Origin of the sequence: Massilia niabensis (genome assembly GCF_042655085.1) — a bacterium.
Classification (GTDB): domain Bacteria; phylum Pseudomonadota; class Gammaproteobacteria; order Burkholderiales; family Burkholderiaceae_D; genus Telluria; species Telluria niabensis.
In genome coordinates this window covers 302,716-316,902 of record NZ_JBHSMU010000004.1, presented here as the reverse complement: position 1 = coordinate 316,902, position 14,187 = coordinate 302,716, and the positions used below count along the sequence as shown (strand labels likewise).

The 14,187-nt window shown below is 66.2% G+C and carries 12 protein-coding genes; 8 read left to right on the top strand and 4 right to left on the bottom strand.

Annotation, left to right across the window (positions count from 1 at the left end):
- Nucleotides 1-232: 232 nt before the first annotated feature.
- Nucleotides 233-1,207: an N-acetylmuramoyl-L-alanine amidase-like domain-containing protein gene (locus tag ACFPN5_RS04070; RefSeq protein ID WP_379780367.1), complete on the bottom strand. Its 975-nt coding sequence runs from the start codon at nt 1,205-1,207 to the stop codon at nt 233-235.
- Between the two features lie 231 nt (nt 1,208-1,438).
- Between ACFPN5_RS04070 and ACFPN5_RS04065 the strand changes: the two genes are divergently transcribed.
- From ACFPN5_RS04065 to ACFPN5_RS04035, 7 genes are all read left to right on the top strand, one after another.
- On the top strand, nt 1,439-4,465 hold the full coding sequence (locus ACFPN5_RS04065) for a TonB-dependent receptor (protein ID WP_379780365.1): 3,027 nt from the start codon (nt 1,439-1,441) through the stop codon (nt 4,463-4,465).
- 316 nt (nt 4,466-4,781) lie between these two features.
- A complete protein-coding gene (locus ACFPN5_RS04060; protein ID WP_379780363.1) occupies nt 4,782-4,946 on the top strand; it encodes a hypothetical protein in 165 nt (54 codons plus the stop codon).
- Nucleotides 4,947-5,000: 54 nt separating this feature from the next.
- On the top strand, nt 5,001-5,174 hold the full coding sequence (locus tag ACFPN5_RS04055) for a hypothetical protein (protein WP_379780361.1): 174 nt from the start codon (nt 5,001-5,003) through the stop codon (nt 5,172-5,174).
- A 173-nt stretch (nt 5,175-5,347) separates the two neighbouring features.
- Complete coding sequence (locus ACFPN5_RS04050; protein WP_379780359.1) at nt 5,348-5,719, top strand: LiaF transmembrane domain-containing protein; 372 nt, start codon at nt 5,348-5,350, stop codon at nt 5,717-5,719.
- On the top strand, nt 5,712-6,482 hold the full coding sequence (locus tag ACFPN5_RS04045; RefSeq protein ID WP_379780357.1) for a LiaI-LiaF-like domain-containing protein: 771 nt from the start codon (nt 5,712-5,714) through the stop codon (nt 6,480-6,482). The genes ACFPN5_RS04050 and ACFPN5_RS04045 overlap by 8 nt, the downstream gene beginning before the upstream one ends.
- A complete protein-coding gene (locus tag ACFPN5_RS04040) occupies nt 6,482-7,585 on the top strand; it encodes a sensor histidine kinase (protein ID WP_379780355.1) in 1,104 nt (367 codons plus the stop codon). The genes ACFPN5_RS04045 and ACFPN5_RS04040 overlap by 1 nt, the downstream gene beginning before the upstream one ends.
- Before the next feature lie 3 nt (nt 7,586-7,588).
- Nucleotides 7,589-8,329, top strand: coding sequence for a LytR/AlgR family response regulator transcription factor (locus tag ACFPN5_RS04035; RefSeq protein WP_379780353.1), 741 nt, complete (start codon nt 7,589-7,591; stop codon nt 8,327-8,329).
- Here the strand turns inward: ACFPN5_RS04035 and ACFPN5_RS04030 are convergent.
- The 3 genes from ACFPN5_RS04030 to ACFPN5_RS04020 all read right to left on the bottom strand — a co-directional run bounded on the left by ACFPN5_RS04030 (nt 8,310) and on the right by ACFPN5_RS04020 (nt 13,200).
- The gene (locus ACFPN5_RS04030) at nt 8,310-10,622 is read right to left on the bottom strand and encodes an ATP-dependent DNA helicase (RefSeq protein ID WP_379780351.1); all 2,313 of its coding nucleotides are present in this window, start codon (nt 10,620-10,622) and stop codon (nt 8,310-8,312) included. The genes ACFPN5_RS04035 and ACFPN5_RS04030 overlap by 20 nt on opposite strands.
- A complete protein-coding gene (locus ACFPN5_RS04025; RefSeq protein ID WP_379780349.1) occupies nt 10,604-12,262 on the bottom strand; it encodes a VRR-NUC domain-containing protein in 1,659 nt (552 codons plus the stop codon). The genes ACFPN5_RS04030 and ACFPN5_RS04025 overlap by 19 nt, the downstream gene beginning before the upstream one ends.
- Nucleotides 12,263-12,363: 101 nt before the next feature.
- Nucleotides 12,364-13,200: a hypothetical protein gene (locus tag ACFPN5_RS04020; RefSeq protein WP_379780347.1), complete on the bottom strand. Its 837-nt coding sequence runs from the start codon at nt 13,198-13,200 to the stop codon at nt 12,364-12,366.
- Nucleotides 13,201-13,431: 231 nt separating this feature from the next.
- Here ACFPN5_RS04020 and ACFPN5_RS04015 point away from each other — a divergent pair, with 231 nt between their 5' ends.
- Nucleotides 13,432-14,145, top strand: coding sequence for a M15 family metallopeptidase (locus tag ACFPN5_RS04015; RefSeq protein ID WP_379780345.1), 714 nt, complete (start codon nt 13,432-13,434; stop codon nt 14,143-14,145).
- Nucleotides 14,146-14,187 lie beyond the last annotated feature (42 nt).

The following is a 14,187-nucleotide window of genomic DNA, read 5'->3' as shown; positions in this document are numbered from 1 at the left end:
AACTAATTTCCAGATGGAACATAAAAGATTTACATTGGGAATTAGAATCAGATTTGCGTTGTAAGTCGCGCTGATATATAGGGGGACAGGCGAACGTATCCACGACGGGCGTACGGGTGCACCGCCTGAAGCGTCGGGGGCTGTGGGGGAAGGGCGGTCTGGCCAGCCTGGGCGGCCGATGCAGGAGGCGGGAAGAACGGCGCGCACCGGGCGGCGCGCGCCGGCGGAACGTTCACGTTCCCGGACGCGGCTGGGGCGCCATCGGCGGCACCATGATGTTCTCGTTCAGGCGCAGGAATTTGAATCCCGCCAGCCGCTGGCCGTTCCTGCCTGCTTTGGCGTTGCGCGCCTCGCGCTCGGCGGCGCGCGCGATAAAGGAGTCGAAGCTCTCTTCGCGCACCTGCGGCTCCTGCGAGTGCAGGAAGCGGCGCTCGCCGTTCGGGCCGAGCACCACCAGGCCGACGTGCGAGGCCCAGTGTTCGCCGTCGCGGGTCGAGATCACGTTGACGAAGTCGCCCTCTTGCAGGCGGGCGGCGATGGCGGCCACCCCTTCTTTCGGCACGAAGGACTGGCGGCTGGTCTCGACCGGGATCGTGCGCTCGGTGTTGTGGCGCGTTTTCAGGAAGCGCGCGCGGTCGACCCGCATGTTGTAGCCGGGGCCATTCGGTCCGGCCAGTTCGGCGCTGATGTCGGTGACGAGCCAGCGGTTGGCAACGTTCCAGTCCATCTCCGTGTAGTGGTTGCGGGTGGCCACGCCGATCACGCCGTCGCGGTAGCGAATGCGCTGCAGCATCCAGAAGAACTCTTCCCACGAGCGCGACAAGGCCATTGCATAGGTATGTTCCGCGAAAACGACACAGTCGCTCTGTTCCAGGCTGAACATCGGCAGGTTGTCGTGCACCTCGAACGGGAATTCTCCCAGCAGGTTCAACAGGTAAGGCTGGCCCAGGTTCTTGCGGCCGATGGCGGCGATGCGCTTGCACAGGTCGGGTTCGGCCCCGTGCACCCAGGCCACGTAGCGGCCAGCCTCGACCGGCGTCATCTGGTAGATGGGCTTTTGCAGAACGGTCTCGATGGCCGGCGCGGCCGCCGTGACGGTCGCCACAGGAATCGACACGGGTGTGGCGGCGGGCAAGGCAGGGGCGGGGGGCTGGGTAGCGCAGCCGCCGAGGGTGGCCAGCAGCAGGGCCAGGGGAACGCGACGCATGGGTGGGGTCTCCTTTGTTAGTTGCTAGACGCTAACGCGGGCTTGCCCGTTTTGACAATGAATATTTGTCGCGCAGCCATAACCGCTGTGTTGTGTCTGTAAAACATTCCTTCAAGTTATGGGTGGGGGATCACAAGTAATTTTCCAGATATTTGCTTTTCGCTAATACTATGAGAATGGCAGGGACCGCCTGCCGACCGCATCACCCCATACCTATATCCAGGAGAGATAATGTTCAAACAGAAGCCGCTGGCCGCTGCCGTTTCGATGGCGCTGTGGAGCCTGGCCTCGTTGCCGGCCATGGCACAGACCGCGGAAGCCGAAGCGCCGATGCAGACCGTCGAGGTGACCGGTATCCGCGCCTCGATGGCCAAGTCGCTCAACGTCAAGAGGAACGCCGCCGCCAACGTCGAGGTCATCACGGCCGAAGACGTGGGCAAGATGCCGGACAAGAACCTGGCGGACTCGCTGCAGCGCCTCCCTGGTGTGGCCGTGCGTACGGACTATGACGAAGCGGAAAAAGTGTCGATGCGCGGCACCAACCCGGACATGACGATGATCATGTTCAACGGCCACGCCGTCTCGGTGGGCGACTGGTACGTGGCCGACCAGGCCTCGAGCTCGCGTTCGACCAGCCTGTCGCTGGTGCCCTCGCACATCCTGAACCAGGCCGTCGTCTACAAGACCAGCTATGCCAGCGTCGTCGATGGCGGCCTGGCCGGCACCATCAACGTCAGCACCCGCAAGCCGCTGCAGGCCAGGGAGCGTGTCTCGGGCGTGATCAGCGGCGGCATGAGCTATGCCGAACTGCCGGGCAAGGCCGCGCCGGACTTCAATGCCACGTTCAACTGGAAAAACGAAGCCAACACCTTCGGCGTGATGGTGACGGGCTTTGCCGAGAAGCGCTATGTGCGCCGCGATTCGGTGTCGCGTTTCGCCTACGGTACCAGCAGCGGCTGGGATGTCGTCAATACCTCGACCATGCTCGGCATCACCGACGCATCGCTGGCCGGCACCGGCTACAAGGCCGCCGACCTGAACGGAGTGCGCCTGCCGGGCTCGATGAGCTCGGAATTCGTCGAGTCCGTGCGCGACCGCAAGGGCGGCCTGGTCTCCCTGCAGTTCAAGCCGAATGCCGACCTCGACGTCACCATGACCGCATTCCACTCGGCGATGGACGCAAACAACCACGGCCGCCTGACCTCGAGCGCCATGTATTCGATGTTGCTGGGTAAAAACCAGCCGCTGGGCGCCACCGCCGCCACCTCGGCCAACACGAACTCGAACGGCCAGCGCGTGTATGCGCAGATCCGCAACCCGGTGATCGTCAACGAAACCACGATGTACGGCCACCAGCTCAAGGTGTTGAAGGGTGCCGACATCGTCTTCCCGGACGGCACCACGCCTCAGTACGTCGGCAACTCGGAAGGCTTCTTCCGTGATGGCGCGCAGGGCAGCGGTGGCTTCCTCGACCTGGACGCGAAGTACCGCGTCAGCCAGGACCTGACCCTCAAGACCCTGCTCTCGACCACGCGCGGCGTCGGCAAGACCGACCGTGACCAGGGCCTGACCCTGGCGCGCTACGGCACCGGCATCTCGTACGCCCTGGGCGACCTGGACGACGCGCCTTACGTCAAGTACCACAACGCCGGCAGCAACCAGCCTGGCCTGAACGCGGACGGCAGCGGCTACACCATCGTCGACCGCGCCGCTTCGGGCGTGAAGACCGTCGACAAGGAATCGAGCGCACAGCTCGACGCCGAATACAAGCTGAACATGGGCTGGGTGACGCAGCTGGATACAGGCGTGCGCTTCGCCGACCACAAGCGCACCAGCGGCCGCTGGGGCCCTGCGTTCCGCCAGCCGATCACGCTCAATACCGTGACCGGCCGCGTCACCACGCCGACCCCGACCCCGACCAGCGGCTGGATCCCTTATCCGGGCGACTTCGGTTCGAACCTGGACGGCGGCTACTGGGACAACACCGGTTTCAGCTATACGCCGGAAGCGACCCGTGCCTACATTTCCGAGAACGTCAAGGAGACGTCCGCCGCATGGGAACGCCGCGTCGGCTCCGAGATCGACATGCGCGAGCGCCAGGCCTCGGCCTACCTGATGGCCAACCTGGAATCGGGCCCCTGGTCGGGTAACGTCGGCGTGCGCTATGTGCGCACCACGGTCGACGCCAACATCCCGGTGCCGATCCCGGCCGATCCGGTCACCGGCACCCGTCCGTGCGACCGCTTCCCGCCGGGCACCACGCCGACGCCTTGCGCGGCCTATCCGGGCGCGATCAACACCGCAGGCGACGCCTCGGCCCTGTTCGACGCCAGCTCGGGCATCCCGTTCAATCCGAAGAGCGGCACGATGTACTACAAGACCTCGAGCCACCGCGTGTTCAACAACGTGCTGCCGAGCCTGAACCTGCGTTATGAGTTCACGAAGGACATGATCGCGCGTTTCGGCGCCAGCCGCACCATCGGCCGCCAGAACTACAACGCCTACGGCACCGGTTTCGGCACGCCGGGCTGCGACGCCAGCGGCTGCAAGGTCACCGGCCCGAACCCGGACCTGAAGCCACTGACCTCGGACAACTTCGACCTGGCCTGGTCGTGGTACTTCGCGCCGCGTTCGGCCGTGTCGGTCAGTGTCTTCCACTCGAAGATCGACGGCTACGTCAAGACCGGCACCGTCGGCACCTCGACCATCGACCTGACCGACCCGCGCGACAACACGGTGAAGAGCTTCTTCATCAACACCTCGTCGCAGCAGGGCGCGAAGATCAATGGCCTCGAACTGGCGTATGAGCAGCCGTTCGGCAGCAGCCCATGGGGCTTCACCTCGAACGTCAGCCGCGCCAAGACCAAGGTCGACGATGGCCGCCCGATGGTGGGCGCGTCGGAGTGGGCGGGCAACCTGGGCTTCTACTTCGAGAACGACAAGCTCTCGGCACGCTTGGTGACCAACTACCGCGGCGAGTACGTCAACAGCAGCACCGCGCCGGCGCCAACCGCGAACAGCCAGGGCCTGTCGACCATCAACGGCGTGGCGATGCCGACCGCGCCGACGATGGCCGCTCCGGTGACGACGCTGGCCTTCAACGCCAGCTACAACATCTCGAAGAACCTGATCGTCTCGTTCGACGCGACCAACCTGACGAACGTGAAGCGCGCCTACTATCGCTACAGCGAAGAAGAGCAGCAGAAGCTGGATGCGGCGGGCCGCGCCTACTACCTGAACCTGAAGTACAAGTTCTGACCGGGTAGTATTCCGGGATGAAGGAAAGGGGAGCTTCGGCTCCCCTTTTTCATGTCGATGCACGCTCGTGTATGCCCAGTCCTACACTACGGCGCGCCGCTTCGGCAGCTCATCTGTGCCCTCAGTGTGCGCCAGCTAACGGTAGGGGTCTTATGCATTCGATATGATGAAGCCGTGTGAGTGAGGCGCCAGCGAATTCGTTCTGCAGGCCCGCCAAATATCTCAACAGGTTAGCCGGTCGCCTCGAGGATCGGCACCACATTCCCGGCCGTCGCCCAGGCGGCGGCCGATAAAAAACCCCGGAAGCGGAGGCCCCATGTCTGCCACGACCACGAATCCACCGAAGCACCTGGTTCGCGAATACCTCGCGCGGCGCTCGCGCGATCCGCAACCGCCGCCGTCCCCCGAGGAAATCCGCCGCCAGCTGGGCTGGCGGATATCGCCGCCAGCGGAGCTGAAGCTGGCGAGCGAACCCTCGTAACAGGCGTAACATGGCCCTGCATCCGGATAAACCGTTTCAACAGAGGAGAAGTACATGACCAAGCGTATCGGTAACAAACACGAAGCCCAGCACCGCGGCAAGGACGAACGTCTCGACATCCGCCGCACCAACATCGCACGCGAAGCGGTCAAGCAGGCCACGGCCCGCGCCAAGTACCGCAACCAGGTCAGGAACCAGCCGCCAATGAGCCTTTCCGCGGCTGCCTGATCCCGCACCGCACGAAAAAGCCCGCCCGCTCATGAGCGGGCTTTTTTTCGTCCAGCAATGCCGTTCGCCGAATCCTTCGCCATTCACCGGGCGCTTGCCGCTGTTCGCCGAAAGGCGCTTTCCAGCCCGCCCGCTGCCCGCTATCGTGTTTACATCACAACACGGAGGGCGCAATGAATACCGAAAACAGTTACGCCGCGCGCAAACAGGTCATGTGGGGCCTGGTCCTGATCGCGGTCGGCGTCATCTTCCTGCTCGACCGCATGGACCTCGTCGACGTGCGCGGCCTGTGGCATTATTGGCCGCTGCTGATCGTGGCGGCCGGCATCAACCAGACCATCGGCTACCCCAGCGCGAAAGAATTCCGCAACGGGCTCTGGACCGTCTTCATCGGCCTGTGGCTGTTCGCGGTGTTCGAGAACTTCCTGGGCCTGACCTTCCGCAACAGCTGGCCCCTGTTCCTGCTGATGTGGGGGTTGCAGATGGTACTCGCCCCCGTGATCGACCGCCGCTTCCCGCAAACGAAGGAGAATGACCGTGCATAAGGACACTATCGACGAAGGGCGCGATTCCAGCCGCGATGCGCGCCGCGCCGCCCGCCAGGCGCGCCGGGCGGACCGCGGCGTCACCAGCCAGGTGCTGATGGGCGTGCTGGTGATCGCCATCGGCCTGCTGTTCTTGCTCGATAACCTCGACATCATCGACGTGCACGACGCGCTGGCGTTCTGGCCCCTGGTCTTCATCTTCGCCGGCATCGCCAAGCTGCTCGACACCTCCTCGCCGAACGGCTACCTGATCGGCCTGGCCGGCATCGGCATCGGCAGCGCCATGATCCTGAACCGCCTCGGCCTCATCTATTTTTCGTGGCGCCAGGCCTGGCCGCTGGTCCTGATCGCGGTCGGCGCGATGGTGGTGTACCGCGCCATGCGCGGCGAACGGGCGCCGGTGCACGGCGTGGCCGACGACAGGCCGGGCGAAACGACGCAGACCGTCGACGTGACGGCGGTGCTGGGCGGCTTCGAGCGGCGCGTGCATACCCAGGATTTCCGCGGCGGCGAAGTCACGGCGGTGATGGGCGGCTGCACCCTCGACATGCGCGGCGCCTCCATCCAGGGCGAGGCAGTCATCAACGTGTTCGCCTTCTGGGGCGGCGTGACGATCAAGTGTCCGCCCGACTGGACGATCGTCCTGCAGGGCACGCCGATCATGGGCGGCTTCGACGAAAAGACCGTCGCCCCGCCCGACAACAGCAAGCGCCTCATCATTCGCGGCTACGCGATCATGGGCGGCGTGGAGGTGCGTAACTAATGCAGGCCGTGATGCAGGGCGCGCTCGGCACCCGGCGCAGCACGGCCCTGTACCTGGCGGCCTGGCTGCTGTTGGGAAGCATGCTTGCCGGCCTGATGCATACCGCGGCCGACGCGCCCTGGGGCGCCAGCCTGCTGTTCGCAATGCCGCTGACGCTCCTGTATGGCTGCGCCAGCGGCTTTTCGTCGTATTACCTGTGCCGCGCCTATCCGCTCGCCAGCAGGCCCCTGTTCGCGGTGCTCGGCGTGTTCGCATCGAGCGCCGTGTGCGCGAGCGCGCTGTGGACCGTGGCCGGCAACGGCTGGAGCGAACTGCTGCGCGGTGCCGCGCCCGGCATGCCGGCATCAAGCGTTCCATTTATGACCCGGCCCTTTGCGGCAACGATGTTCGGCCTCGGCGTGATCCTGTACGGCTTGACGGCGGTCGCACACTACCTGGCGCTGGAATTCGAACGGGCGCGCCTGTTCGAGCGGCGCGAGCTGGAGATGAAGCTGGCCGCGCAGGACGCCGAGCTGCGCATGCTGCGCACGCAGATCGATCCGCACTTCCTGTTCAACAGCCTGAACTCGATCAGCGCACTGACCTCGATCGACCCGGCGGCCGCGCGCGGCATGACCCTGCAGCTGTCGGACTTCTTCCGGCGCAGCCTCGGCATGGACGCACAGAGAATGGTGCCGCTGACCGAGGAACTGGCCCTGGCGCGCGCCTTCCTCGCCATCGAACAGGTGCGCTTCGGCGCGCGCCTGCGTTTCGAGGAGGCGGTGGCGCCCGAGGCGGAAAGCTGCCTGCTGCCGCCGATGCTGCTGCAGCCGCTGGTGGAGAATGCGGTGAAGCACGGCATCGGCAACCGGGTAGGCGGCGGCATGGTGCGCATCGCGGCCGAACGCACGGGCTCGCTGCTGCGCATCCGGGTCGAGAACGACGCCGACGAGGAGGGCGCCCAGGTGCGCACCTCTGGCTGCGGCATCGGCCTGGCAAACGTGCGCCAGCGCCTGGCGGCCACCTATGCGCACGAGGCGAGCGTGCACTGGGCGCACCTTGGGGAGACCTTCCGCGTGGAGCTGGCGCTGCCATTCGAAACCGTTCCCGTCATGGAGACTTAGATCATGCGTGTCATTATCGTCGACGACGAATTCCTCGCGCGCGCGTTGCTGCGCGAATACCTGGGCGGGCATCCCGGCATCGAGATCGTCGCCGAATGCGCGAACGGCTTCGAGGCGGTGAAGGCGATCGGCGACCTGCAGCCCGACTTGGTGTTCCTCGACATCCAGATGCCGAAGCTCGACGGCTTCGAGGTGGTGGAGCTGGCCGGCGCGCGCACGCGCTATGTGTTCGTCACGGCCTATGACCAGTATGCGCTCAGGGCCTTCGAGGTGCGCGCGCTCGACTACCTCTTGAAACCCTTCAGCCGCGAGCGGCTGGCGCAGGCGCTGGCGAACGTGGCGGCGCGGGTGACGGCAGGCCTCGCGCCGGCGCAGGAGGTGCAGGCGCTCGCGGTCGAAGCGGCGCGCAGGCATGGCCCGCTCGAGCGCATCCTGGTGCGGGACGGCGCCCGCGTGCACGTGGTGGCGGCAAGCAGCATCGACTGGATCGAAGCGCAGGACGATTATGTGCAGATCAGCGCGGGCGGGCGTACCCACCTGAAGAACGGGCGCATGGCCGAACTCGAGGAGGGGCTCCACCCGGGCGTCTTCCTGCGCGTGCACCGCTCCTACATCGTGAACGTCGGCGCCATCGAACGCATCGAGGCAGCAACCCGCGACAGCTGGTGCGCGGTCCTGAAGGGCGGCAAGCGCGTTCCCGTCAGCCGCAGCGGCTACGCCAAACTCAGGGAAGCGATGCGTTGATGGCGGGTATCACATCCACCTGCCACCAGCGCGGCAGCAGGGCGCGCACCTTGGGATCGTCGAAGCGGTCGTCGATCAGGTAGACCACGCCTTCGTCCTGCTCGGTGCGGATCACGCGGCCGGCCGCCTGCACCACCTTCTGCAGGCCCGGGTACAGGTAGGTGTAGTCGTAGCCGGCGCCGAACATCGCCTGCATGCGCGCGCGCAGTGTTTCGTTCACGGGATTGAGCTGGGGCAGGCCGAGGGTCGCGACGAAGGCGCCGATCAGGCGCGCGCCCGGCAGGTCGATGCCTTCGCCGAACGAGCCGCCCAGCACGGCAAAGCCGATGCCGCGGCCATCGGGATGAAATCGCTCGAGGAAGCCCCCCCGTTCGCTCTCGCTCATTCGCCGCTCCTGGCGCCAGACCGGCACGTCCGGATAGCGTTCGGCGAACAGGGTGGCTACCTGGTCCAGGTAGTCGAAGCTGCTGAAAAAGGCGAGGTAGTTGCCGGGCGTTTGCGCGTACTGGCTGGCCATCAGGCGCGCGATGGGACCGAGCGAGGCGGCGCGGTGCGCGTAGCGGGTGGAGATGTCGCGCGCCACGTGCACCGTCAGCTGGCCGCCCGTGAAGGGCGACTCGACATCGATCCAGCCCGCGTCCTCGGGCAGGCCGAGCAGGTCGGCGAAATAATGCCAGGGACTGAGGGTGGCGGAAAACAGGGTCACCGAGTGCGCCCCGGTAAAGCGGGGTTTGAGGAAGGGCGCGGGCACGACGTTGCGGATCGAGAGCGTGGTGTCCTTGCCGGCCCGGGTGACATCGCAGACCGAGTGGTCGCCGAACGACTCGGCCAGGCGGGTGAACTGCAGGGCGTCGAAGTGGAAGCGCTGCAGGTCCGGGTCGAGCGGCCCGGCTTGCCCGGCTTCGGCGAGGAAATCGTTGATGGCGCCCGTGGCGCTCGTCAAGGCCGTAAGCAGTTTTTCGGGCGGCGCCGGCAGCTGCTGCCAGAGCGCGGGTGCGCCGGCGTCGATCTCGCCCCAGGTGCGCGCGACTTTGGTGAGCGCCTTCTTGACGGGTTCCGGCGCACCGGCACGCGCCAGGCGCAGGGCGGCGCGGTCCAGCTGCGCCGAATACATGGCTCGCGTACGCGAGACCATGTTGTGCGCCTCGTCGACCAGCACGCTGGCGCGCCAGCCGTTGGCCTGCGCCAGCGCGTACAGCATGGCGCTGCCGTCGAAATAATAGTTGTAGTCGCCGACCACGACATCGCTCCAGCGCGCCATTTCGCCGCCCAGGTAATAGGGGCAGACATCGTGCGCCAGGCCGATCTCGCGCAGCGCGGCGCGGTCCAGCACCGGGACGTTGGCTGCCGCCTGGCGCGCGGCGGGCAGGCGGTCGTAGAAACCCTTCGCCAGCGGGCAGGATTCGCCCTGGCAGGCTTTGTCGGGATGCTCGCAGGCCTTGTCGCGCGCGGTCAGTTCCAGCACGCGCAGCGGCAGGGCCGGGCTGGCGGCGCGGATGGCTTTGAGCGCATCGAGCGCGAGCTGGCGTCCCGGTGTTTTGGCGGCGAGGAAAAACACCTTGTCGATGCGCTGCGCGGGCGCCGCTTTCAGGACCGGGAACAGGCTGCCGACGGTCTTGCCGATGCCGGTCGGCGCCTGGGCCAGCAGGCAGCGCCCGGCGGCGTTGGCCTTGAAGACGTTTTCCGCGAGCTGGCGCTGCCCCGGGCGGAAGCTTGGGTGGGGGAAGCGCAGCGCGGCGAGGGCCGCGTCGCGCGCCTCGCGGTGGCGCAGCTCGGCTTCGGCCCAGGCGGTGAAGCGCCGGCACTGGTCTTCGAACATGGCGCGCAGTTCGCCGGCGCTGCGGGTCTCGCGCAGCGTGGTTTCATGACCGCTGCCGATCTCGTAATACACGAGGGCCAGGTTGACTTCCTCGAGCCCGAGCTGGGCGCACAGCAGGTGGCCGTAGACGCGCACCTGCGCCCAGTGCAGGTGGCGGTGGTTATCCGGCATCGAGGACAGCAGCCCGCGGTAGGTCTTGATCTCCTCGAGCAGGTTGTGGGCCGCGTCATAGCCGTCGGCGCGGCCGCGCACGTGCAGCGGGCCGTAGTCGCCGGAGAGCGAGACCTCGGCCTGGTAACGGTCGCCACGCCTGCCTTGTACCACGGCGTGGCCGGCGATACCTTCCTGGGCGGTCGGGGAGGGCGTGAAGCGCAGGTCGAGGTCGCCCTGCTTGGCCGTGAACTCGCACAGGGTGCGCACCGCGACGACATAGCCCGTCGTGCTCAAGGCGTCGCTCAAGGAACTGCTTCCCATTGCAGGTAGCACACCGACACCGGCATGTCGTGCTGCGCGCAGTACTCGATCCAGCGCAGCTGGTTGTCTTGCAGGCGGTCGCCCGGGCCTTTTACTTCGATCATGTTGTAGCGGCGCTCGGCCGGCCAGAACTGGATCAGGTCGGGGAAGCCGGTGCGGTTTTCTTTCACGTCGGCCAGGATGCGCTCGCACCAGCGCTTCAGGTGCGCGGCGGGGATGCAATCGAGGGCCAGTTCGAGCAGGTCACGCTCGAGGTATTCCCAGGACACGAAGGGCGCGGAGATGCCCGCTTTTTCCTGGAAGTGGGCGAGGATGGTGGCGCGGTAGCGGCCGTCCTCGAGCTGGGCCAGGCAGTCGTCGAATTCGCGGGCGCGGCGGCGATGAAAATCCAGGCTGTAGAGGTCGGCCGGCGCGCGATGGAAGGGATGGAAAAAGGCGCCTGGAATGGCGGCGAAGATCGCGCGCCAGCACAACAGCCCAAACAGGGCATTCGCGAGCGTGTTCTCGACGTAGAACACGGGCGCGTCTTGCACCGCCAAGTGGTCGCGCACGGCCCCTTCGACCCACGGATCGGCGCCGGGGTGGGGCAGGCTTACCGCGAACTGGGCAATGGCTGCGACGCTGCCTTTCGCGGTCTTCGGGTGCCCGAGTTTGCGCGCCAGGCGCGGGCCGATGCGCGAGCAGTGCTGGCGCTCGGCGTCGTTTTCCGGCGCGCGCTGCGCTTCTTCCAGCAAGCGCCAGGCGTCCGCAAAGCGCTCGGCCTTTTCCAGCACCCGGATCGCGCGTCCGCGCGCACCCGGGAAGCGGCAGCGTGCATACACTTCGTGCGCACGGGGCCAGTCCTTCTGCTTCTCGAAATGCTGGCCGACCTGGAACAGGAATTTCTCGCGCCGGCTCTCGAGCCAATCGTTCTCGAAAGCGTGGGTCGGCAGGTCGCGCAGCACCTCGTCGGCAGCTTCCAGGCCGGCGGCAAAGCGCTCGCGGCAGCGATGCAGGGCGAGGTAATGGTCGATGTCGGAGCGCTGGCGAAAGCCCCGCGAAGCCGGTGAGAACTCCACCTGCTCGTAGCGGAACAGGCCGAGGTCGGCCAGCACGAATTCGGTCCAGTCCTGGTGCAGGTTGCCGAAAAAGATCAGGCGCAGGCGGTCGCACAGGGGCTTGACCAGGATGCGCAGCGCGACGTCGCCGCAGTCGCGGTACCAACTTGAAAAGGCGCGGCTGTCGGCGTAGTCGGCACAATTGGCACGCAGGGCTTCGAGCTGCTCGGCCTTGCGCGCGCTCTTTTGCTGCAATGTGGAGGCGAAAGCGCTGGCGATCTCGGGCTTGGACAGCAAGTCGAACAGCTCGTCGATGGAGAGGACAGGATCAAGCTCGATCCAGCCGGTGGGCAGCAGCTGCTGCGCTGCCTCGACCGGGCAGCCGATTTCGGCGTAACTCAGTTTGCTGGCGCGAAAGAGGTCGCCCTTGCGCATGACCATGCGCACGAACAGCGCGCGCGCGGGCTGCGGCAGCGCGGAAAACGCCCTAATGAATGCCTGTTCGTCGTCGGTCAGCAAATCGTGGTAGCGCTGCCCGATCCAGTCCAGGACGGCCTGGAAGTTGTCCAGGTAATAAAACTCGTTTTCCAGAACCCTGTTCATCTCGTGACGCGCTACTGTGCTTATGTACAGTATAGCGCCACGAACAATGAACTCCCAGCAGTTTCAGCGGCCAGGGCTGGCCGCCGTGGTTTTTTCCCACATCAGGGCTGTGCCGGCTTCGGCGGGCATTTCGCGCCCTTGCAGTCCGCGGGAGCCTCGCGCTCGCCGCGGTGGCGTTCGGATTGAGAAATGATGGCCGAGATCAGCGCGACATCGTTGTCGACCTGCGCCGGAGCCGGGCTGGCCTTGCGCTGGCGCGGCGTGTCGGCGGCCGGCTTGTTGGTGCTGCGCTGCGGCGCGGGTTTTGCCGCGCGTGCGGCCACCCGTTTCGCTTTGTCTGCGCTCTTGTTCGCCTTTTTGTCGACTTTCCTGTCGCTTCCGCGGGCGGCGGTTTGCGTGGCGCGTGCTTTGGGCGGGGTCTTGCCCGCGGTTTGCCCAGTGTTTTTTGCCGTTACTTTTTCCGTTTCTCGTGGCGTTTCTTTCACAGGGCGGGGCGCCGGTTGCGCGGGGCGCGCCGGGGCGGCGTCCTCTGGCGGCAGCATCACCAGCGGCGGCACGCCGCTGCCGGCAGTGCCCGCTGGCGGCGCGGACTCGTCGACAATCACGGCGGCACGCGGCGGTTCGGCCACGGCTGGGGCTACGGGCGCAGGCGCGGGCGCCGTCAGCATCGGTGGGGTAGCCTGCGGCAGCGCCTCGGCGCTGGCCACCACCGGCGGCACGGCGACCAGCGCATCGTGCCCGGCTTGCAACTGCTCGGCGGTCTTGTAGTTGTCGTAGGCCAGCCACGCCACACCGCCCACCAGGATGCCGGCAAAGGCCGCGGCAGCGCCGTAGCAGGCCAGCCGCAGGTTCGATGCGCGCGTGCCGGTGCGCCGTGCGGAATCTCGCTCGAGCATGGCGAGGATGTTGTCTTCTCCCACAGCGCGGCGCGACGACATGAGGTTTGGTCTTGTCGAGCCTGCTTGATTTTCGTCTGTAGGGCGCACGGCATACCTCCTAAGATGGACGTTTCTGCTTCGATTAGAAACAATCTGGGAAAAGCCATGCTGATCTTTGTCGCACTTCTGTATTTTTGCGTCGCTTGCAGCCTGATCTGGCTGGTTTGTTTCCCTACGGGAAGGGCGCGCATCAATGGTTTGATGTTCGGCCTGCGCAGCCGGTACCGAAGCATGACGGCGCCACGGCCCGGGGTGGCCAGGCAGCCGTGGCAGCCTGGGCGCACCCTGCGCGAATTCGCCGGCGCCGCGCGCAAGACACTGCGCCGCCACTGGATCGTGCTCGCCATCGGCGTGCCCCTGATTGCGATTCCCTCGCTGCTGGCGCTGGTCATGCGCACACCCGACATGCTGCCGGGTTACGAGCCGACCGAGGCCCTGCCGGACGCCCAGATCGCGGCGCTCCTGCGGGGCGAGCAACTGGTGCCGCCGAGCGAACCGCCGCCGCTCGCGTTCAGTACCCAGGAAGTGGTGCAGGTGCGGCCAATGCTGGTCCATGCGAGCCGCAACTGGGGCCTGATGCATCCCGAATTCAGCCAGCGCCTGCTGCTCGCGTTCAAGATCATGAAAGAAAAGCACGGCTATGACATGGCCCTGCTCGAGGGTTACCGCAGCCCCGCGCGCCAGGACCTGCTGGCGCAGATGGGCGGCGCCGTGACCAATGCGCGCGCTTTCCAGAGCTGGCACCAGTACGGCCTGGCCGCCGACTGCGCCTTCTGGCGCGACGGCAAGCTGGTCATTTCGGAAAAAGACCCGTGGGCCATGCGTGGCTACAAGCTGTACGGCGAAGTGGCCGAGCAGCTGGGCCTGACCTGGGGCGGACGCTGGAAAATGATGGACCTGGGCCACACGGAACTGCGCCTGCGCGGGGTGATGCGACGTGAATGAGACGCCCGTCGGAGATTGAGGGATGTCAAATTTTCCACAGGC

Coding starts and splice junctions, on each gene's coding strand:
- ACFPN5_RS04035 (WP_379780353.1), top strand. CDS start 7,589: ATGCGTGTCATTATCGTCGACGACGAATTCCTCGCGCGCGCGTTGCTG.
- ACFPN5_RS04025 (WP_379780349.1), bottom strand. CDS start 12,262: ATGAACAGGGTTCTGGAAAACGAGTTTTATTACCTGGACAACTTCCAG.
- ACFPN5_RS04020 (WP_379780347.1), bottom strand. CDS start 13,200: ATGTCGTCGCGCCGCGCTGTGGGAGAAGACAACATCCTCGCCATGCTC.
- ACFPN5_RS04030 (WP_379780351.1), bottom strand. CDS start 10,622: ATGGGAAGCAGTTCCTTGAGCGACGCCTTGAGCACGACGGGCTATGTC.
- ACFPN5_RS04040 (WP_379780355.1), top strand. CDS start 6,482: ATGCAGGCCGTGATGCAGGGCGCGCTCGGCACCCGGCGCAGCACGGCC.
- ACFPN5_RS04055 (WP_379780361.1), top strand. CDS start 5,001: ATGACCAAGCGTATCGGTAACAAACACGAAGCCCAGCACCGCGGCAAG.
- ACFPN5_RS04015 (WP_379780345.1), top strand. CDS start 13,432: ATGACGGCGCCACGGCCCGGGGTGGCCAGGCAGCCGTGGCAGCCTGGG.
- ACFPN5_RS04050 (WP_379780359.1), top strand. CDS start 5,348: ATGAATACCGAAAACAGTTACGCCGCGCGCAAACAGGTCATGTGGGGC.
- ACFPN5_RS04060 (WP_379780363.1), top strand. CDS start 4,782: ATGTCTGCCACGACCACGAATCCACCGAAGCACCTGGTTCGCGAATAC.
- ACFPN5_RS04065 (WP_379780365.1), top strand. CDS start 1,439: ATGTTCAAACAGAAGCCGCTGGCCGCTGCCGTTTCGATGGCGCTGTGG.
- ACFPN5_RS04070 (WP_379780367.1), bottom strand. CDS start 1,207: ATGCGTCGCGTTCCCCTGGCCCTGCTGCTGGCCACCCTCGGCGGCTGC.